Annotated in this window: 20 protein-coding genes and 3 pseudogenes; 11 read left to right on the forward strand and 12 right to left on the reverse strand. The window is 65.0% G+C overall.

What is annotated here, in order from left to right:
- The first annotated feature begins 887 nt into the window (after positions 1-887).
- Together ACOGXQ_RS03390 and ACOGXQ_RS03395 are read left to right on the forward strand one after the other, a co-directional pair.
- The gene (locus ACOGXQ_RS03390) at positions 888-1,439 is read left to right on the forward strand and encodes a hypothetical protein (protein ID WP_419946050.1); all 552 of its coding nucleotides are present in this window, start codon (positions 888-890) and stop codon (positions 1,437-1,439) included.
- Between the two features lies 1 nt (position 1,440).
- A complete protein-coding gene (locus ACOGXQ_RS03395; RefSeq protein ID WP_419946051.1) occupies positions 1,441-1,890 on the forward strand; it encodes a nucleic acid-binding protein in 450 nt (149 codons plus the stop codon).
- Between the two features lie 55 nt (positions 1,891-1,945).
- On the opposite strand, the gene ACOGXQ_RS03400 is transcribed toward ACOGXQ_RS03395, so the two are convergent.
- Complete coding sequence (locus ACOGXQ_RS03400; RefSeq protein ID WP_419946052.1) at positions 1,946-3,526, reverse strand: pyridoxal-phosphate dependent enzyme; 1,581 nt, start codon at positions 3,524-3,526, stop codon at positions 1,946-1,948.
- A 95-nt stretch (positions 3,527-3,621) separates the two neighbouring features.
- On the opposite strand from ACOGXQ_RS03400, the gene ACOGXQ_RS03405 reads away from it, so the two are divergent.
- On the forward strand, positions 3,622-4,617 hold the full coding sequence (locus ACOGXQ_RS03405) for an LLM class flavin-dependent oxidoreductase (RefSeq protein ID WP_419946053.1): 996 nt from the start codon (positions 3,622-3,624) through the stop codon (positions 4,615-4,617).
- Positions 4,618-4,636: 19 nt separating this feature from the next.
- On the opposite strand, the gene ACOGXQ_RS03410 is transcribed toward ACOGXQ_RS03405, so the two are convergent.
- Complete coding sequence (locus ACOGXQ_RS03410) at positions 4,637-4,771, reverse strand: hypothetical protein (RefSeq protein ID WP_419946054.1); 135 nt, start codon at positions 4,769-4,771, stop codon at positions 4,637-4,639.
- Between the two features lie 61 nt (positions 4,772-4,832).
- Here ACOGXQ_RS03410 and ACOGXQ_RS03415 point away from each other — a divergent pair, with 61 nt between their 5' ends.
- The 6 genes and pseudogenes from ACOGXQ_RS03415 to ACOGXQ_RS03440 all read left to right on the forward strand — a co-directional run.
- Positions 4,833-5,210 carry a VOC family protein gene (locus tag ACOGXQ_RS03415; protein ID WP_419946055.1) on the forward strand — a complete coding sequence of 126 codons (378 nt, stop codon included), beginning with the start codon at positions 4,833-4,835 and terminating at the stop codon, positions 5,208-5,210.
- 127 nt (positions 5,211-5,337) lie between these two features.
- Positions 5,338-5,805, forward strand: coding sequence for a hypothetical protein (locus ACOGXQ_RS03420; protein WP_419946056.1), 468 nt, complete (start codon positions 5,338-5,340; stop codon positions 5,803-5,805).
- A 65-nt stretch (positions 5,806-5,870) separates the two neighbouring features.
- Positions 5,871-6,746, forward strand: coding sequence for a phytanoyl-CoA dioxygenase family protein (locus ACOGXQ_RS03425; protein ID WP_419946057.1), 876 nt, complete (start codon positions 5,871-5,873; stop codon positions 6,744-6,746).
- Positions 6,743-8,023 carry an aspartate aminotransferase family protein gene (locus ACOGXQ_RS03430; RefSeq protein ID WP_419946058.1) on the forward strand — a complete coding sequence of 427 codons (1,281 nt, stop codon included), beginning with the start codon at positions 6,743-6,745 and terminating at the stop codon, positions 8,021-8,023. The genes ACOGXQ_RS03425 and ACOGXQ_RS03430 overlap by 4 nt, the downstream gene beginning before the upstream one ends.
- Positions 8,016-9,023 (forward strand): phosphotransferase enzyme family protein, encoded by a 1,008-nt coding sequence (locus ACOGXQ_RS03435; protein WP_419946059.1) that lies wholly within the window; start codon positions 8,016-8,018, stop codon positions 9,021-9,023. The genes ACOGXQ_RS03430 and ACOGXQ_RS03435 overlap by 8 nt, the downstream gene beginning before the upstream one ends.
- A 148-nt stretch (positions 9,024-9,171) precedes the next feature.
- A pseudogene (locus ACOGXQ_RS03440) lies at positions 9,172-9,249 on the forward strand (hypothetical protein); the annotation flags it as partial.
- Positions 9,250-9,303: 54 nt separating this feature from the next.
- On the opposite strand, the pseudogene ACOGXQ_RS03445 reads toward ACOGXQ_RS03440, so the two are convergent.
- The 9 genes and pseudogenes from ACOGXQ_RS03445 to ACOGXQ_RS03485 all read right to left on the reverse strand — a co-directional run.
- Positions 9,304-9,414 (reverse strand): annotated as a pseudogene (locus ACOGXQ_RS03445) (hypothetical protein); the annotation flags it as partial.
- A complete protein-coding gene (locus ACOGXQ_RS03450; RefSeq protein ID WP_419946060.1) occupies positions 9,378-9,641 on the reverse strand; it encodes a hypothetical protein in 264 nt (87 codons plus the stop codon). The pseudogene ACOGXQ_RS03445 and the gene ACOGXQ_RS03450, both read right to left, overlap by 37 nt.
- Before the next feature lie 5 nt (positions 9,642-9,646).
- A pseudogene (locus tag ACOGXQ_RS03455) lies at positions 9,647-9,781 on the reverse strand ((2Fe-2S)-binding protein); the annotation flags it as partial.
- Between the two features lie 46 nt (positions 9,782-9,827).
- On the reverse strand, positions 9,828-10,136 hold the full coding sequence (locus ACOGXQ_RS03460) for a type II toxin-antitoxin system PemK/MazF family toxin (protein ID WP_419946061.1): 309 nt from the start codon (positions 10,134-10,136) through the stop codon (positions 9,828-9,830).
- Positions 10,133-10,342, reverse strand: coding sequence for a type II toxin-antitoxin system CcdA family antitoxin (locus ACOGXQ_RS03465; RefSeq protein ID WP_419946062.1), 210 nt, complete (start codon positions 10,340-10,342; stop codon positions 10,133-10,135). Before ACOGXQ_RS03465 ends, ACOGXQ_RS03460 begins: the two co-directional genes overlap by 4 nt.
- A 434-nt stretch (positions 10,343-10,776) precedes the next feature.
- On the reverse strand, positions 10,777-11,460 hold the full coding sequence (locus ACOGXQ_RS03470; RefSeq protein WP_419946063.1) for a VOC family protein: 684 nt from the start codon (positions 11,458-11,460) through the stop codon (positions 10,777-10,779).
- A gap of 74 nt (positions 11,461-11,534) precedes the next feature.
- Complete coding sequence (locus ACOGXQ_RS03475; RefSeq protein WP_419946064.1) at positions 11,535-11,996, reverse strand: nuclear transport factor 2 family protein; 462 nt, start codon at positions 11,994-11,996, stop codon at positions 11,535-11,537.
- Between the two features lie 56 nt (positions 11,997-12,052).
- Positions 12,053-13,063, reverse strand: a complete 1,011-nt coding sequence (locus ACOGXQ_RS03480) for an LLM class flavin-dependent oxidoreductase (protein ID WP_419946065.1) — start codon at positions 13,061-13,063, stop codon at positions 12,053-12,055.
- A gap of 172 nt (positions 13,064-13,235) precedes the next feature.
- Complete coding sequence (locus tag ACOGXQ_RS03485) at positions 13,236-13,400, reverse strand: type II toxin-antitoxin system Phd/YefM family antitoxin (protein ID WP_419946066.1); 165 nt, start codon at positions 13,398-13,400, stop codon at positions 13,236-13,238.
- A gap of 134 nt (positions 13,401-13,534) precedes the next feature.
- On the opposite strand from ACOGXQ_RS03485, the gene ACOGXQ_RS03490 reads away from it, so the two are divergent.
- Together ACOGXQ_RS03490 and ACOGXQ_RS03495 are read left to right on the forward strand one after the other, a co-directional pair.
- Positions 13,535-16,366 (forward strand): TrlF family AAA-like ATPase, encoded by a 2,832-nt coding sequence (locus ACOGXQ_RS03490; protein WP_419946067.1) that lies wholly within the window; start codon positions 13,535-13,537, stop codon positions 16,364-16,366.
- Positions 16,359-17,642: an ATP-binding protein gene (locus ACOGXQ_RS03495; protein WP_419946068.1), complete on the forward strand. Its 1,284-nt coding sequence runs from the start codon at positions 16,359-16,361 to the stop codon at positions 17,640-17,642. Before ACOGXQ_RS03490 ends, ACOGXQ_RS03495 begins: the two co-directional genes overlap by 8 nt.
- A 79-nt stretch (positions 17,643-17,721) precedes the next feature.
- Here ACOGXQ_RS03495 and ACOGXQ_RS03500 read toward each other — a convergent pair whose 3' ends face one another.
- The gene (locus tag ACOGXQ_RS03500; protein ID WP_419946069.1) at positions 17,722-18,906 is read right to left on the reverse strand and encodes an NAD(P)/FAD-dependent oxidoreductase; all 1,185 of its coding nucleotides are present in this window, start codon (positions 18,904-18,906) and stop codon (positions 17,722-17,724) included.
- Positions 18,907-19,178 lie beyond the last annotated feature (272 nt).

The following is a 19,178-nucleotide window of genomic DNA, read 5'->3' on the forward strand; positions in this document are numbered from 1 at the left end:
GGACTTCCAGAATCCACCAACGATTCAGCCCGTACACTTTGCCGAATCGACATTCCGCGCGCGCGGACTCACGTTCATGAACTCGCCCATGAAATCACTCTTAACCATCATGGCTTGCCGCAGCGCCGCACGATTACGATCGGTGGGCTCTATTTCTCGTTGTTGTATGCAACATTGGAACTCCCTGCACATAGTCATTGCACACCTACGGAGTTCTATGCTCAAGCAGCCGAAGGTACAGTATTCGACAAGCTGACGCTCTTCTGGGGCTGCTCCATATCCCAACTGAACTCGAGGTACAGGCAGACGGTCGAGGTAAGGGTCCGCCGCGTCTTAAGTCGCGTGATCCGCTCACGCATTTCCGCAGGTCAGAGACCTGCGCATGGGGGAAAATCACGCGACTTGACTGATGGCGGACCCTAAGGCAGCCGCTTTGAACGGAGACATGCCACAGTGGTTCGTTCAACACTACGAAACAGCCGACGGCTACGTCGATTACGCCCGGCTCTGGCAATCAGTGATCGATGTAAGCGACACTCCGATATTCTCACGTTTGCTACGCGACCTGGAGCACGTATTTGGCGGTTACTGCTTCGGTAAGACGGCCGTTTACGCGGCGGCCAATGGCAGCGCCGACTTGCCGCAGGGAGCGCAACAGCCGTGGGTAGAGGGCGGGTGCCTGTAAGTGCTCCGGGCACTCGGGCCAGTGAATGGGCAACTGTAATCATGGCTTCTTCAACCACTGCGGCCGAATTGCCGAGCGGTGTCGACCACCCGGCATGGTCGGCCGCCATGCCGTCGTCGAGCTGCACTTCGAGACTGATGACAGTCGCATTGCAGACATCCAGTTTCCTCAGGTCTAGTCCGAGGATGTCTAGGATGTCTGCATGGCGGTCGACGTTGCGCCTCTCGCTGCTGCAAGCCGGGAACTCAGTGCTGCCGACTTCGCCCAGGACTCCCATGCGTCCAAGTATCGGGACGAGTTCGCCCGACACCCGGAGGCTTTGTTGAGGCTGCTGTCGATACTCAACGACCCCGAGAATGAACGTCGGCTCGCCGACGCCGAAATGCACGGGCTGCCTGCGCTGTGCGGGGTGACGCGCTTCATCGAAGCGGACCCGGTCATCGAGCGCGTGCTCGCCGACAACGAAGCCTCCTTGCGACTGCGCCAGACCATCGGCGTGGCTGTCAAGCTCAAGATGGCCAAGCTCGGATGGCACCCCGCCGGCAAGAAGGGCGCCGTCAAGGGCTCACGGCACTTCACGAGGGCAGAGCACTACGCCGTTGACAACGCCACGCGAGTCGACCCATCGTCTCGCGCGCTCGCAGCACTCGACGCCGTCGGTGCCATCGGCAGCGGCGAGGAGCGCGAAGAGACATCTCGACAACTGATGGAAGCGCTCGCGGCCAGCCGGCAGGTCGAGGGGCGGCCTTTCTGAGATGATCATCGTGCTCGACAGCGGTCCGTTGGGGCAGCTCAGCAATCCGGGCAGGCGAGGCCCCAGCAAAGAGGCATGGGAATGGGCGCGCTCACACGCAGCGCGGGGCAATCAGCTCGTCGTTCCCGAGATTGCGGACTATGAGGTACGGCGCGAACTGATCCGCTCTGGTCGAACGACGGCCATCGAGCGTCTCGACGAACTCTGTGCCGGACTGAGCTATGCGCGATTGTCCACCGCGATCATGCACGACGCCGCCTCACTCTGGGCCGAAGCGCGCAACCGGGGGTTCCCCACTGCGCACGATGCAGCACTCGACGGCGATGTCCTGCTCGCGGCTCAGGCACGCCGTCTCGCGGCGGCTGCTCCTGCCGAGTCGGTCATCGTCGCCACCACCAACGTCGCCCACCTTGAACGTTTCGTTGAGGCACAGCGCTGGGCCGAGATCTAGAACGCTGCAATCGACGGACCTCAGGCGAGCACGCGAGCCCGCAATTCGCTCCTGCCTACACGAAGGTGGCGGCCACCTCGTCGTTGAGCTCGTTGATCATCTCGTCCCACAACCGGGGCAGGCCTCTGAGCGAGTCCCAGAAGGCCTGGTCGCGGCGCGCCTCGAAGTCATCCAGCGGGACCCCCTGCTGCTCGACCCAGGTGTAGTAGCCGAGGTTGAAGATCCGGTCCCGGCCCCGATCCGACAGCACCTCAGTATGAGGCGCATCGGCACTGCGGCCATCGGGAGCGAGATGGGCTTCGATGATGCCCCTGGCGGTGCCGGCATCGAAGCTGTCCGAATAGCGCTCCGCAAGGTGCCGCTCCCGCTCCGAGTAGTACATCTCGAACCCGTCGGTGGCGACGGTCATCACCACGTCGTCAGCGCCGAGGCCCAGTTCGTTGGCGGCCCGGGCGGCCGCCAACGTGTTGCAGATCGACGAGTAGCCGAAATGCCCGAGTTCGTCGAGCACCCACGATGCCGCGCCCAAGTGCTCGCGCAAGGCATCCCGTCCCGCTTCGGTGTTGAACACCAGCCCGAGTCCGTCGGTTGCCCGGTCGCTGACGCCGACGATCACATCGGTATTCATGACGTTGTGGATGAGCGGGATGTGCTTGTCGCCGATGCCCTGAATGTTGTGCTCGCCGTAGCCGTTGTAGAGCATGGTCGGGCACTCGAGCGCCTCAACCGCCACGATCTGGGAGCCATGGACGTCCTTGAGCCGGTCGCCGGCACCGAGCGTGCCCGCGGAGCCGCTGGCGGCCACAAACGCGGCCAAGTTCAGCTCGGAACCTGAGGGCGCGCCTCGGCACAAGTGCTCGAATACCTCCAGGAGCGCCGCGCCGGTGACCTCGTAGTGCCCGACGTGGTTCGAGAGCTCGCTGAACTGGTTCAGGATGAAGTTCTCCGGATCCTGGGACAGCTCGGCGCAGGCGTCGTAGATCTCCTTGACATTGCTCTCCGAGCCGGGAGTGCGGATGACGTCGGCGGGGTCGGCCACCCAGCGGGCCAGCCATTCGAATCGCTCGCGGCTCATGTTCTCGGGCAGCACGGCCACGCCGCGGCACGCCATGATGCGGCTGATGGCCACGCCGCCGCGGGCGTAGTTGCCGGTGGACGGCCACACGGCCCGGTGCCGGGTCGGGTCGAATTGCCCGGAGACCACCCGGGGCGCGAGGCAGGAGTACGCGGCGAGCACCTTGTGCGCGCCGATCATCGGGAAGCGGTTGCCGAACAGCACCACCACCTGTGCGTCGGTGCCGGTCAGCTCGCTCGGCAGCACGACATGCTCGGGAACCTCGGTCCGACCTCCGGCGCGGTCGTTGAACCAATGCACCCGGAACAGGTTCAGGGGATCGGCGAAGTCAGGGTCGACGTCGGCGAGGGCGCTGTCGATGTCGGGATCGATCAGCGAGGGGTCGGCCAGCTCGGCGAAGGTCGGCAGCCGGATGCCCTGCTCCCGGAACCGCTCGACAACGTGAGCGCGCCCATCAGAGTCGGTGACGTCGGTGGCGAGCTGGGCCGCGTAGCTGGCGGGAAACGCAACTGCGGCCCCATTCGACCCAGTTGACTCAGGTGACACAGTGTGGTCGGCCATACCCAGCCGAGGCTATGTTCCGCGAAGGGCTCCGGATGCCCGCGGCACGGGTATCCGGGACAGATGGGAGGCCTGCAATCCATGGCGGCAGATCGATGACATCGACACGGAATGCGCTCTACCTGCAGGATGCCCACACCATCACCGAGGCGGTGGGCTTCACGCAGTACGCCGAGGAACACGGTTTCGAGGCCGTCTGGCAAGCCGATTCACGGCTGGTGCGCGAGGCCAGCGTGCCCATGGCCGCCTTCGCGGCCACGACGTCTCGCATCAAGGTGGGTGCCGGCGTCATCGACATCTGGTCGCGCAACGCGGCCCGTTTGGCGTCGATGTTCTCGACGCTTGACGATCTCGCTCCGGGCCGCATCATCTGCGGCCTGGGGGCGTGGTGGGATCCGCTGGCGGCGAAGGTCGGCATCAGCCGCGCCCGGCCGCTCGGAGCGATGCGCGAGGTCACCGCCGTCGTGCGGGCGTTGCTCGCCAACGAGAACGTCACGTTCCACGGTGAGCATGTGCACCTCGACGATGTCGAGCTGGACTACGTGTACCAGGAGCGACGGCCGAAGGACGTGCCGATCTACATCGGCGCCACCGGCATGAAGATGATGGAGCTGACCGGCGAGATCGCCGACGGCGTCGTGCTGAACTACCTCGTGTCGCCCGACTACAACAGCCGTGCCATGGAGGCGCTGGAGCGGGGGGCTGCGAAGGCAGGACGCAGCGTGGACGACCTGGACCGGCCCCAGCTCGTGGTGTGCTCGGTGCACGAGGACCGTGCGACGGCGCTGGACATGGCCCGCAACATGGTCACCCAGTACTTGGGCCAGCAGCCGCACATCATGAAGGCCTCCGGCGTGCCTGACTCGCTGCTCGAAGACGTGGGCAATGTTCTGACGTGGCCGGCGACGGCTGAGCAGGTCGAGGCCGCGTCACGGCTGGTGCCCGACGACATCGTGCAGATGCTCACCGCATCGGGCACGCCCGCGGAGGCCCGCGAGGCGGTCGACGGCTATCTGGCCAACGGCGCCACCTGCCCGATCCTGTACCCGCTGGGCGATGTGCACGCCATGATCGACGCCTTCGCCGTCTGAACCCGCGACGGCTGAGGGCCTAGTAGCCCAATTCGGTGGCGGCGCGTTCGAGTGCCACCGTGACCGACCAGTGCGTGCGAGCCAGTCGCAGGTCGCTGTTCGAACCGTCGGCGTACAGCCCCGCGGCACTCATCCAGAACGCCGCCGAGCGCATGGCATAGAGCAGCTGGTAGTACGCGCAGCGTAGGCCCGTGGGTATCGCCGATACTGATGCTGTGCCCGCTGTACAGGGACTCGACCACATCGTGCTCAACGTGGCCGACGCCGAACGGTCGCTGGCGTGGTACCGGGACCGGCTGGGCCTGACGCCGGTCCGCTACACCGAGTGGAAGTCGGGCGAGGCACCGTTCGTCTCGGCGCGCATCGATGACGGCACGATCATCGACTTGGTGGAAACAGAACGTAGCGGCGAAAATCTCGGGCACTTCGCCCTGTGGGTCACCGGAGACGTCGAACAGATCGCCTCGCATCCCGACGTTCCGGTCGTCCGGCGCTCGCCACGGGTGCACGGCGCACGAGGCTGGGGTTCGGCTGTCTACGTCCGCGACCCGGACGGCAACGAGGTCGAGCTGCGTTCGTATGGTTCCGCCTGACCCTTAATGGTGACTAAACATATATTTCAGTAAATTCAGTTGATCTCATCGAAACAATCTGTTGATGTGGTGGCATGAGATCAAGCAGACACAAACCTCTCGTCGGGCACACGGCCGGAGCTGCGGGATGACCGCGGACCTGGCGTCCCTGCTGGCAGCAGGCATTCCAAGGCCGCTGTTCTACGCGTGGTCGGCATTGGCCATAGCGATCAGCGTCGTGGGCCATCTCCGAATCCAACGGCGCTACCGCCGGTTTGTGAGGAAGACCAAGGCCGAGCTCCGGCGCCTCGAACAGCGCGCTGACGAATATGAGAAGAGAGTCGAAGCCGAGGTGGCCCAGATGCGCGCCGAACTCGATGCCTACGGTGTGTGGAGCGAGGCGAACGACCGCTTTTTCCACCACGGTCTGGTGGCTGTCTCCCACCTGCTCGGGGCGAGGGCATTGCCCGCCCGCCGTGCCTGCATCGGCGAACGGCGCAGCACGCACGGGCGGCGCGCAGCCCCAAGGGCGTGGCGGCCCAAACCGACCCGCCCTGCGAACCCCGCTTCGAGTACTGGTTCGGCTGTGCGGATTCACCGCCGCAGCGGTACATGAGACTGTTGTCTGCCCAGCGCTCTCGGAAACGGCAGGAACTCCCGGCGACGCATACTGTTGGGGGCATGGCTGAACTCGCGCGTTTCACCTTGGACACCCCGGATGAAGAGATCGTCGAGGTCGTGCGGATCGACGGCGGCGCCATCATCGATGACGCCATCGATGTGGACCTGCTGACACGGCTCGAGGACGAGCTGCGACCCTGGATCGACCGCACGCCGGGCGGCCTCGACAACTTCAGCGGTCAGAACACGACACGCACCGGAGCGCTCGTGGCGCGTTCGGCGGCATGCCGGGAGCTGGTGATGCACCCCAAGGTCATCGACATGGCCAACCGGTTTCTCAGTCCCTACACCAACAAGATCCAGTTGCACCTGACGCAGGTCATCAACATCAAGCCGGGCCAGGGAACCCAACCGCTGCACCGCGACCGCTTGGCATGGGGCGGCTACATCCCCGACGAGATCGATCCGCAGTTCAACACGATGTGGGCCATGACCGACTTCACGCCCGAGAACGGCGGAACGCGGATCGTTCCGGGCAGCCCCACCTGGGACGAAGACCGCCGGGCCACTGACGATGAGAAGACCCAAGCCGCCATGGGCGCCGGCTCGGTGCTGCTGTACTCGGGGTCGGTGATCCACGGAGGCGGCGAGAACTGCACCGACGCCGACCGCACCGGCATCAACATCACCTACACGCTGGGCTGGCTGCGCACCGAGGAGAACCAGTTCCTGTCGTGCCCGCCCGAGGTCGCCAAGGACCTCGATCCCGAGCTGGCGAACCTCATGGGGTACTCGATGGGCAACTACGCCTTGGGCTACTACTCGGACCCCCACGACATGCCGGGTCCGGTGGACCTGCTCACGCCTGAGATGGTGCTCGGACGCAAGCCCAGTTCGAAGCACTCCAACTCGGGGCTCCTGCTCCCAGCCGAGTGAACCAGACGCTTCAGCAACGGCGCGATCAGGCGCTGGGCGCCGGCGCGCAGCTCTTCTACGCCGAGCCGCTGCACCTCGTGCGGGGCGATGGCGTGGAGCTGTTCGACGCGGACGGCCGCCGCTACCTCGACATGTACAACAACGTGCCCTGCGTGGGTCATGGCAACGCCCGCGTGGCCGAGGCCATGGCCGCCCAGCAGGCCACTCTGAACGTGCACAGCCGCTACCTCGACGAAGGCATCGTCAGCTTCGCCGAGCGCCTCGTGGCCTTGCACCATGACGGCATCGAGAGCGCCGTCATCAGCTGCACCGGCACCGAAGCCGTAGAAGTCGCGATGAACATGGCTCGCATTGCGACAGGCCGCCGCGGCGTCATCGCCACGAACGCCACCTACCACGGCAACAGCCAGGCGGTGATCGCGCTGCGCCATGCCGCGACCCGACCCGACGACTACCCCGATGTGGCCACGTTCCCGTTTCCGCAACGGTTCCGTCCGATCCGGGCAGGGCTGGATGATCAAGCGCTGGCGGACGCCTATCTGGACGAGCTTGCGGCAGCGGTCCAGCGCTTGGAGTCGTCGGGTGCTGGTGTGGCTGCGCTCATCGTCTGCTCGATCCAAGCCAACGAGGGGCTGCCGGACATTCCCGGCAGTTTCATGGCGCAGGCAGCAGAATTCGTGCGCAATGCCGGAGGTCTGGTGATCGCCGACGAGGTGCAGGCCGGCTATTGCCGGACCGGTCGCTGGTGGGGCTACGAGGTCACCGGCTTCGAGCCCGACATCGCCGTGATGGGCAAGCCGATGGGCAACGGTCTGCCGTTGGCGGCCACGGTCGCCAGCCGGGACCTGGTGGGACGCTTCCGTGGCGCAACCCGGTACTTCAATACCTACGCGGCGAGCCCGCTGCAGGCTGCCGTGGGTCACGCTGTCATCGACGAGATCGAAGGGCGAGGGCTGGCCGCCAGCGTCTCTGAGCTCGGGCACGGCTTGAAGGCGGCGCTGGTCGAGCGGGCCGAGCACTGCCCGTGGATGGCCGATGTGCGGGGCCACGGTCTCTTTCTCGGCATCGAGATGGTGGACCCCGGCAGCGAGATGGCCCCCGATCAGCCAAGAGCTGCCGAGTTCACCGAACGGTTGAAGGGCCGGGGCATTCTGGCTGCGAACGCCGGGGCGTACGCCAACGTGCTGAAGGTTCGGCCCCCGCTGGTGCTGCAGCAGTCCCACGCCGAGGAATTCCTCTCCGCATTCGACGCGGTGCTCGCCGACATCGATGGATAAGCGTTGGCTGAGCGCGGCGCACCAAGCACTCGATGCCTTCGGCGTGGAAACGTCACACCTTGAACTGGTCGGGGTGAGCGAGAACATCACATTCCGAGCTGTCGAATCCGGTTCCCGGCAGGCCTACGTGCTACGGCTGCATCGGCCCGGCTATCACACCGCGGAGGAGCTCGACTCCGAACGCGTCTGGCTGGCAGCGCTACGCGATTACGGAATCGCTGTGCCGACGCCGGTCAGTACCCCAGACGGCCGCCACTTTGTGCCCGTGGAGATCGGCTTCAGCGAGATCCGCCAGGCCGGCCTCAACCTGTGGGCTGAAGGCGAGATTGTGGGCGAACTGCTGACACAGCCCGGCGGCACTCAGAACCCGTTTCCACACGTCGCCGATCAGTTCGGGGCGTTCGGTGCGCTGATGGCAGCAATGCACAATCAGGCAACGTCATGGACTCCACCGCAGTCGTTCTGTCGGCACCGCTTCGATCTGGAGGGCTTGCTCGGAGAGACGCCGTTCTGGGGTCGCTTCTGGGAACATCCCAAGCTGACTGCCAACGAGCGCAGCCTGCTGCTGCAAACCCGAGACGCCTGCCGGGCGAAGCTGGCCCAATACGGCGAGCCGGAGCGCACGTTCAGCATGATCCATGCCGACCTGCACCTGGCGAATCTTCTGGTTTCGGACGGGCAGCTCGCCGTCATCGATTTCGACGACGCCGGGTTCGGCTGGCACCAGTACGACATCGCGGTGGCCATGTACCACTCACGAGCGGCGCCTGACTTCGACGAGGCCGCAACCGCTTTCCTGCGCGGCTATCGATCCGTGTGCCCCATCAGCGATGACGACCTCGGCTTGGTACCGATGTTCGAGCTGATCCGCGGCATGGCGCTCATCGGCTGGAAGGCACAGCGGCCCGAAGTGGAATGGCCTGACGGCCAGTTCGAGCTGTTGCTGAGCGGTGTGCTCGGTGGCTGCCGACGCTTCCTTGAGGGCGCGCTCGACATCTGACCAGACAACCCGTCGGGCAGCTCCGTCAACCGCACTCCGAGCCGGGTGGCCGGGGTAGCGTCGGCGGTTGCCGTGCTGTGGCTGCTGGAGGGGTGCCGTGTGGGAGATCACTGAGCCTGATCTGGCGCCGATCGCTCTGGGAGCGGCAGTGCTGGGAACGGGCGGCGGCGGCAATCCCTACCTCGGTCGGCTGCGGATGTTGCAGGTGATGCGGTCTGGCGGCCGGGAGCAGGTGATCGAACCCGATGAGATCGCCGACGACGACCTGCTGGTGGCTGAAGGCTGCGCCGCGCATCGAGTTGGCGGGCCCCGAGGCGAATGTGGCCACCGGGTAGCGGCGGGCGAAGTCGGCGCTCATGAGCGTGCCGTCGTTCTGGCTGACGTGCAGCGGGCAGTCCAAGCCCAGTTGCACGAGGGCCTCGACAAGTCCGGCACGTCAGCAGCAGTCACCACCTCCAGCACCCCGTCGATTCTGAGAGCGGGAACCGGGTCGATCGCTCGGATCTGGCCTGCGGCTTCCGGCGAGCGGGCAAGCGCCGCCCACAGCATTCCGGTCCGGGACAGATCGGCCCTCCGTCCACCAGCACGGTGCAGGCGCCGCACTCGCCTTCGCCGCATGCCTCCTTGGTGCCCGTGAGTCCCAACCGGTCCCGCAGCGCTCCCAGCAGCGTCTCAGCGGCATGCACGTCGATCTGGCGTGCTCGATCATTCGCGACAAGCCGGATCGATAGCTTCTGCTCTGGAGATGGTGCAGGCATCAGGTGTCCGCCCCGGAGATCTCCGCACTGCACCGCCGCCTGCCTGCTAGCAGCTCAGCGCGTAGGAAACGGTTCGACAGACAGCGTTCATCGTCCCTGGGTCCAACTCGCCGACGCATCCATCGAGCGTCGAGCGTCGCAGGGTGTGGAGGCCGTCGCAATTGACCGCCGACTCGCGCGGCAAACCGACTTCGGAATTGTCGATCAGAACCTCAGAGTGCAACCCGCGAAACGCGGTAGTGACCTCAGCAACCGTCACCAGTTCGCGGACATCAATGACTTCGGGTCGAGTCAGGACCAGCACTGGACGTCGCTTGCCGCCCGCCTGAGCCCACCAAATCTCGCCGCGATTCACTCGTTACCCCAGGCTTCCGCATCGTCCCAGAAGTCGTCGGGTGTCTCAGGGACTCGCAAGTACGCAGCCCGGTCAGCTTCGCCCATCGCGCGCCGCACAGCCTCGGCCACGCCTTCTCGCGCCGCAGCGGAGATGTTCACGCTCAACCGGTGCGCCTGCGCCGCCAGTTCTCTGTCCAGCGTGAACGTCGTCCTCGTCGTTGCCATCACTCTGTTCTATCACTATTTGCTAGCACCATCATGCAGCAATCGACGCTCTCCATCATGCTGGCGTCGCTCACGGTTCGCGATCCATTGCCGGCCTCCCTATTGTCCGATGCGCTCGCGGGATGTTGTAGGGACACGTCTTCATGCACCCGTCCGGCAGGCCGAAAAGACGTCGACGATGTCGCCGAAGGTGTGCGAGACGCTCCACGCCCCCGGTGCCGGGCGCGGCTCTGGCCGCTGCGGCAGCGCCGCTGCTCTGTCGACGCTCCCGGGCACACGCCGCGGCAGCAGTTCGGTTGGCAGCGGTCCAGCAGCGGCCGGTCGATTGCGGTGCGAGAACAGTCGCATCTGAATCGCCGGCTCTCTCGTCAGGCCGATGCGAGGCCGACAGCGAATGCGCTCTGAGGCTGCCGTTCAACGTTCGGCACAGCCCCTCAGTCGGCCGCCACTGGGGGCGTGGTCTCGCTCATGCGATCCCACACGACCTGGTCGGGAAGGCTCATGACCATGTCGTAGTGGTCTTCGGGCATCAGCCGCGGCATGCCGGTGTCCCCCGACGGCTGCGCTACCGGCTCGGCTGGACGGTCGTACGTCGCCGGGTACTTCAGCCGCTCCAGGTCGGCCTCAGAGATCCCGCACAGTTCTTGAACTTCAGGATCAACCCACTGCTCCACGGGAATGGCCGAGCCGCACGCCACCTCGAGCGCCAGACCCTCGGGTCCTGCGAAGTAGATCGACTGGATGAAGCCGTGATCGATCGGGCCGAACACCTGCACACCGCGGTCACGGATGCGATCCCGCAGCGCCATCAGGTCCTCGAAGGTGTCCACATTGAAGGCGACATGCTGCATCGTGCCCGCGGTCACCGGCTCCCCCGGGCCGCCTGCGTGGGTGACGCCGAGCTCAATGTCCTTGGCGTTGTCGGGATGCTGCACGAACGCCACGTAGCTGTCGGGCGCCAGCTCCACGAAGCCGTGGTAGGTGCCGTCCACGCCGTGCATCCAATACAGGGCCTTCAGCGGCAGCCCCAGCACATCGCACCAGAACTCCAATTGGCCCTTCATGTCCCGGGTGGAAAGAGCGAGGTGATTCACGCCGTTGGGATGCAAAGCAGTCATTCGAGCCGCCCCCCTGCTGCAGTTCTGTTGTGACTATATGCCTCGGAGATTCTGGGCAGCTGACCCGAGTGCGCTCAGGAAGTTTCGGCTGCGAGCGCCGCCTTGCGTTCCTCGTATGCCTCCACCATCTCGATGAAACGGTTCGGGTTGTAGATGTCTTCCTCGTAGCTCCACAGGCCATCGCCCGCGTACTTGAGGAGCGAGAAGTTGTACTCCCGATTCGTCGAGCCGTCGCCGAGATCGGCCATGCGATTCCAGATCTGGCACACGACCCAGCCGCGTTCTTCGTCGATGATGTACCACTCGATCGGGAACTCGATCATCTCGGATCCCGGCCACTCGCTCATCTGGGACTGGATCCACTCGTAGATGGCCTCGCGTCCGACCATCGTGCCGAAGAAGTGCTCGACGTAGGTGGCGTCGGGAGTGAAGCGGTCGGCCCAGTCACGCCAATCACCTGTCTCCCCCGCCTTGCGGCTCGCCGCCTGATAGGTGGCAAGCGCCTCTTCGATCTCGTCACGGCTCCACTGGCCCATGGTCCGACATCCTCAGCTGTGGGGGTACTGAGGCCGCAGAGTAGGCGCAGCGATGCTCAGGATGAGGCCAACGGGGCCATCACGTGTTCGGCGAAGAGGTCAAATGACCGGTCCACTTCATAGGTGGACAGGTCACCCCAAGCGAAGACCCCCACGAAATAATCGGTTCCGGCCTCTTCGGCGAACTGTTGGCAGTGTTCACGAACTGTTTGCGGCGAACCGACGACCACTGCTTGGAAGTGCTTGGCCTTGTCGTAGTCGCCGCCGAGCGTCGGGTCGTTGGGCGGCGTCATCTCATAACGGCGGAACAGCCGTGTCAGGTGCTCGGTGAATGCGGCCCAGGTGCGACGCCCGATCTCGTCGGCCTCACTGTCGGTGGGTGCCACGACCAGTCGTCGCAGCCCGCCGATCATCGGCTCGTGATGGCGGCCGATACCGTCCGCGCCGAGGAGTTCGCTGTAGCGAGCGGTGCTCGCAGCCACGGCGGCAAGCGGTCCCGCTGCCATCGTGCGCACGCCCATCCCGGCGGCAGTGTCCAGCTGGCCAGGACGCCACAGCGGCGGGTAGGGCTTCTGGTAAGGCTCGAATTCGATCGGCACGTCGGTGAAGCTGAAGAACTGCCCGTCAAAGCTGAAATTTCCGCTGGTCTGCATGGCGGCCAGGATCAACTCGAGTGACTCTTCGGTCTTCGCGATGGCGTCGTCGGGGTCGAGGCCCCAGAGCAGGTGCTCGGGCACGCTGATGCCCTTGCCGAACCCGAATTCCAAGCGGCCCTCGGACAGCTGATCCAGCATGCACAGCTCTTCGGCCAGCCGGATCGGATGGTAAAAGGGCAGCAAGTGCACGAGCGAGCAGATGCGGATGCGGCTGGTGCGCTCGACGGCCGCCGCCAAGAAGACGTTGATGCTGGGCGCAGCATCGAGCGGGATCAGGTGGTGCTCGGACTTGTGCCAGCCCCACACGCCGGCCTGCTCGGCCCGTTCCAGCAGGTCCAGACGGTGGCGGTAGAGCTCATGCCACGGCACATCTCCCGGCTGTTCGAGCTGGTCGAAGATGCCGAAACGCATGAGCGGCGAGCGTAGTGGTGGGCTGGGGCGCGCCACCGGGGCACCGGGCGCGCCGGCTCGGTCGGTGCCTCAGATGATGGCGCTCTCGACGAACGGCTCGCCCTCGACGATGCGGCGGTAGCCCAGCGGCGTCAGATCCAGCGTGCGGCACGGCGACCGAATGCTGAGGCTTTCACCGGGTTCGCGCAGTCATCAGTCCCTCGCGGGCCGCGGCGTCGGTGAGCTGCCGATCGCCGCTCACCTTGCCGTGGTCGGTGACCACGATCTCCTGGCCTGCCCGCGCCGCAACCAAGTACTTGCTGAGATGGTTGCGCAGTTCGCGTATTCCCGCTTCCATGGTCCAATTGTAGCGCTATTGAGATAGCAATTATCGCCAGATATGGCTCGCCGGCGGCTGCGTCGAACCCGAATTGGCCCACTTTGCCCTGCCAGTGGAGCGACCACGCTAAACCCACTGGGTACCGTAGGACGATGGCTGCCGACGACGCCGACTCCGGGAAGTATCCCGGTGCGCGCTGGTGGAAGTTCGACTTTCACGCCCACACACCTGCGTCGTCGGACTACCGCACCCCCGAGTCGATGGCTCGTCGGCCGTCGATGTCCGCTGAGGCGTGGCTGCTCGCTCACATGAAGGCCGAGATCGACTGCGTAGCGGTCACCGACCTGCACTCGGGTGACTGGATTGACGAGTTGCAGTCCACGCTCGCCGAGATGGAGTGTCGGGAGCCCGCCGGAATGCGGCCTCTGTGCCTCTTTCCGGGCGTGGAGATCGTCGCCAGCGGGGGAACGCACATTCTCGCCATCTTTGATCCTGGCACCGGCAAGGGCACTATCGACGGCGTTCTCGCGGCCGTCCGGTATCGGGGCCTCCCCGGGGAAGTCAGCGAGGCGGCCCAGGCCTCCGTGATGGATGTCGCGGCTTCCATCGCCGAGCTTGACGGCATCGCGATTCCAGCGCGCGTGGACTCGAATCGCGGAGTGTGGGAGCAGCCGGGAAACACCCTCGAGCCGCTGCTGGACTGTGGCCACGTGTTTGCCATCGAGACCGTGGGCACCGAAGCGCCACGCCGGCACAGCTACGAGCAGCGTCACCTGGCTTGGCCGAGCGTCCTCGGCTCGGAGACCAGCCGTCTCACTCGGACTCATGCACCCGACCCGCTCGGCCGCCACTTCACATGGGTGAAGATGGAACAGCCTTCAATTGACGGGCTGCGTTTGGCCCTGCTCGACGGCGACTACTACTCGATCCAGCGCAGCGATGTCACCGCATCGCCGAAGCCCCCTGCCTTGCCACGCGAGCGCATCCTGGGCATCCGCATATCAGAGGCCAAGTTCATGGGACGCGGCAGTAGCGCCGATCTGCGCTTCAGCCCGTGGTTCAACGTCATCATCGGCGGGCGCGGATCGGGCAAGTCGACGGTGCTGCACTGCATGCGCCTCGCAGCCCAGCGCGAGGCCGAACTGAAGCGCTTGAGCGAGCACAGCAGCACCCGCCTGACGTTCGAGCATTTCAATCGCATCCCAGATGCGCGGTCGGGCGAAGGCGGCCTCACCGCCGACGCTCGCATCGAGTGGGAGGTACTGCGTGAGGCAACACCCCATCGCGTCCACCGGCGCCTGAATTCAGGCGACGATGAACCGGTGGTCGAACAGCGCGTTGGCGGAGCTTGGACTCGGTCCGTGGCGCAGCATGTCACCAGCGAGCGGTTTCCGCTGCGGTTGTTCAGCCAAGGACAGATCTCTGAACTCGCCGGCGAGAACCAGAACTCGTTGTTCGACCTGATCGATGAAGGCGCCCAGGCAGCGGCCGTGCAGCAGAGTTTCGAGGAAGCCTGCAGGCGCTACTGGCGAACCTGCGAGCGCGTGAGGGAACTCGATCAGCGGCTCGTGCGCAGCGATGACGTCGAGGTCCGTATCGAGGACATCGAGAGGAAGGTCCAGACGCTTGCGCAGTCCGGTCATGCCGAAGCTGTACAGGCACTGCGGCATCAAGAGCGAGCGCAGCGTGAGCTAGATCGCCAATTCTCGCTCGCTGACGAGTTCCACAAACGACTCCTGGCAGCCGCTGAGCAGTTCGCGCCCGAGGATGTCCCTGAGGGAGCACTCGACAGCACGACCGTCGAAGGCCAAGAAGCCCTGGCGGTCATTGACAGACTGCACGACGCAGAACGCGGCGCCGCAGACCGTCTCAAGCAAGCAGCGAACGACCTGCGCCAAGCCATCGAGCAGCAGCGAGCGACCCTTCGTGAGGGTGCATGGCAGCGCCAAGCTGAGCAGATCCGCAGCGATTACGCCGCTGCGGTAGACGCGCTCGGCGCCTCGGAGGCGGGCGACCCGGGCCAGCATGCTCGGTGGTTGCAAGAACGCCAAGGACTTCTGGCCGAGCGCGAGCGCCTTGTCGCCGAGCGAGCCGAGCGCGACGAACTCGCTGCCCAGGCCGAACAGCAGCTCGGCGAGGTCACGATCGCACGGCGCGAGCTGAGCGCTGCCCGTTCGGCATTCCTCGAGCACACGCTCGCCGAGAACAAGTTCGTCCGGATTCGGCTTGTCCCCTACGGCGACGCCCTGGCAAATGCAGAGCGCTCGTTTCGAGAGATCATCGACGTCCCGGACCAGAGATTCGCCCAGGACATCGGCGGCGATGCGGACTCCCCCGACGCGATCATCAACGGACTGCTGAGCGAGCTGCCAGACGATGTCGAAGTGCGTCGTGACGCGGTGGAGGGACGCCTCGAAGCGCTGCGCCGCCGGATACGGGATGCATGCACGGGCAGCGGATCATTTCACGGCCACTTCAACAACTACTTCAGCGCCAGGTTCAGCCAAGAGCCTGGATTCCTGGACCGGATACTCACCTGGTTCCCGCCCGACAGTCTCCACGTCGAATACAGCCGCAGCAGCGACGGCGACGATTTCGTGCCCATCAAGCACGGTTCAGCAGGCCAACGCGCTGCTGCGATGCTGGCCTTCCTGCTTGCGTACGGCGATGAGCCGCTAGTGCTCGATCAGCCCGAAGACGACTTGGACAACCAGCTCATCTACGGCCTCGTCGTGCAGCAGATCCGTGACAACAAGATGCGGCGACAGATCATCGCCGTCACGCACAATCCCAACATCGTGGTCAACGGCGATGCCGAGATGGTCCACGTGCTCGACTTCGTCGACGGCCAGTGCCGCGTCGTTCAGGCCGGCTCGCTGCAACGCACCGAGGTTCGAGATGAGGTGTGCAAGGTCATGGAAGGCGGTCGGGAGGCGCTCGAGCGTCGTTACCGCCGACTCGAGATCAGGCCGTCGAATGTTTGACAGCAGGCATGAGCTGAGCGAGGCCATCCGACTCGGAGAGACGAGCCTTCTCGAACTCAAGGAGGTGCGCTTCACTGGTGACCGGATCGCTGGACCGTCTCGCGATGATCTTGCAGATGAGATCACGGCATTCGCGAACAGCCGCGGCGGCGTGGTGGTGCTCGGTGTCGAGGACAAGTCGCGAGACATCGTCGGCATTCCTGCAGACCGTCTCGATGCCGTCGTCAACTTCGTGAAGGAGATCTGCCACGACTCGATCTCCCCTCCCGTCGAGCAATTCGTGCTGGACCGACTCTCGCTGCCGTCGAGCAGCGGACACATGGCTGACATCGTGAAGCTGGAGGTGCCGCCGAGCCTCTTTGTGCACCGAGGCCCAGGGGGCTATTGGCACCGGGCCGGTGACTCGAAGCGGGTCATGTCGCCTGAGTTCCTCGCGCGCCTCTTTCAACAACGCAGCCAGACTCGCCTGATTCGATTTGACGAACAGATCGTGGCCAACGCGCGCCTCGCCGATCTCTCTGAGAGTCTCTGCGCGAGGTTCCGCACCACGCGCTCGGACCCCCAAGACGGAACATTCCTGACCAAGCTCGGCATGGCCGCAGTGAGTGCGGACGGCTCAGTTGTGCCGACGGTTGCCGGCGTGCTGCTGGGTAGTGAGGCACCAGAGCAGTGGCTCCCGAATGCGTTCGTGCAGGCAGTTGCGTACCGCGGCAACATCGTCACTTCGGATGCGACAACGACGTACCAGCAGGACGCAGCCGACATCACCGGACCCTTGGATCGGCAGATCATCGAAGCCACCCGCTTCGTGCTCAGAAACATGCGGCACCCGGCGTTCAAGTCCGTCGGCCGCGTCGACCGTCCGCAATTCGACATAGCAGCCGTCTTCGAAGCGTTGGTCAACGCTGTCGCTCACCGGGACTACGCGATTTATGGTGCCAAGATCCGGCTGCGTCTCTTCGAGGATCGGCTGGATCTGCTCTCGCCGGGCGCACTCGTCAACTCGTTGACGGTGGACTCGCTTCGGTACCGCCAAACAGCACGCAATGAAACGATCTGCAGCCTGCTCACCAGGTGCCCCGCACCCGACGAACCGTGGCTCACCGAGGGCCGTGCGCACTTCATGGAAAAACGCGGCGAAGGCGTGCCCATCATCCTCGACAACAGCACGGCACTGTCAGGGCGCGAACCTGAGTACCGCGAAATCGATGATGCCGAACTGATGCTGACCATCTTCGCCGCGCATCCGGAAGGTAACCACAGATCGATGCACTGACGCTGCTGGTCAACACGCTCTGAAATGCAGGAGGCGACTCCGTCAGGATGTGGACGCCGGAGAACGCTCGACGCCCGGCTCAGATGATGGCGCTCTCGGGGAAGGGCCGATTCTCCACTACGCGCTGGTATCCCAGCGGCGTGAGATCCAGCGTGCGGTACTCGCCGTAGGCGATCCATTCCGACACACCCCGGCCGATGGCCGGTGACTGCTGCATGCCGTGCCCCGAGAAGCCGTTGGCAAAGATGAAGTTGACGACTTCGTGGTGCGGTCCCACGACCACGTTGTGATCGAGCGTGTTGTAGGCGTAATGGCCGGCCCACTGGCTCGTGACCTTGAGGCGTTCGAAGGCCGGGACACGGTGCACCAGCACCGGCCACACCTTGTTCTCGAAGATGTCGTGGTCCATCGCGAAGTCGTCGTAGTCGACAGTGGGATCGATGTCGGGAGTGCAGCCGCACATGTAGGCGTCGCCGTCGCTGCGCATGTGGACGCCGGTGGGATCGATGGTGAGCGGCAGGGCTCGATCAAGCGGGTTTGCCGCTTCGAAGACGAACGTGTACCGCTTGCGTGGTTCGACCGGCAGGTCTGCGCCGACCATGCGGGCCACTTCGACCGCACGGGGCCCTGCGGCATTCACCAGCGTTCCGCACCGGACGGTCTCGCCGGAGCTCAGCACGACGGCTTCGACCCGACCCGACCCGACGACCAAGTCGATGGCCTCGGAGGTCAGGTACTCGACGCCGTTGCGGCGGGCTTTGCGCCGCCACCAGTCGAACATCGTGCCCGAGTCGAAGTAGCCCTCGTCGACGAGGTTGTGGCTGCCGCACACGATGTCGTCGACGTTGTAGAAGGGGTACGCGGCCTTGATCTCGGCCGGGCTCATGATGCGGGTGCCGGCCCCGAGTTCGGCTTGGATGGCCTGGTTGCGCCGCAATGTGGCAGCGAAGTCGTCGTCGCCGGCGAGGTACATGTAGCCGAAGTGGTGGACGAACAGATCCGGCACTTCGGGGTCGCCGCCGAGATACTCACGGAAATTGCGCACGAAATCGGCGCCGAACCGGGAAATCTCGACGTTGAGCGGGTTGGAGAACTGCTGGCGCATGCAGCTGTTGGTGAGCGACGTCGACGCCTGGGAGTAGCTCGGGTCTCGTTCGACTACCAGGACGCTGCCGTCGAAGCCGTCGTTCGCCGACAGCGCCCAGGCAATGGACGAGCCGATGACCGCGCCGCCCACAATCACAACGTCGTACGTGTCTCGCACAGACCGTCTCTCTGACTGCAACCCTGGCCGGCGCATCCTGTCGCTGGTAGGCGCCGTCTCACGCCCAAGATGTTGGCAGCCCCGACCGCCGCCGTCACCACGGCGTCGTTGCCGCCTCAGTCTCGCACCGCCCTCACGTCCAGTGTATTGGGGTGTGTCGAGGTCATCACGGCTTGTCGTGGGAGACCGTCACGCAGGCAGCCGCCAGAGACTGTCGCCAAGGAAAGTCACCTGAGAGAGCCATCAGAATGAGCCTTTGCGGACAATGTGGC

The organism is Candidatus Poriferisodalis sp. (assembly GCF_965208485.1).
Classification (GTDB): domain Bacteria; phylum Actinomycetota; class Acidimicrobiia; order Acidimicrobiales; family Poriferisodalaceae; genus Poriferisodalis.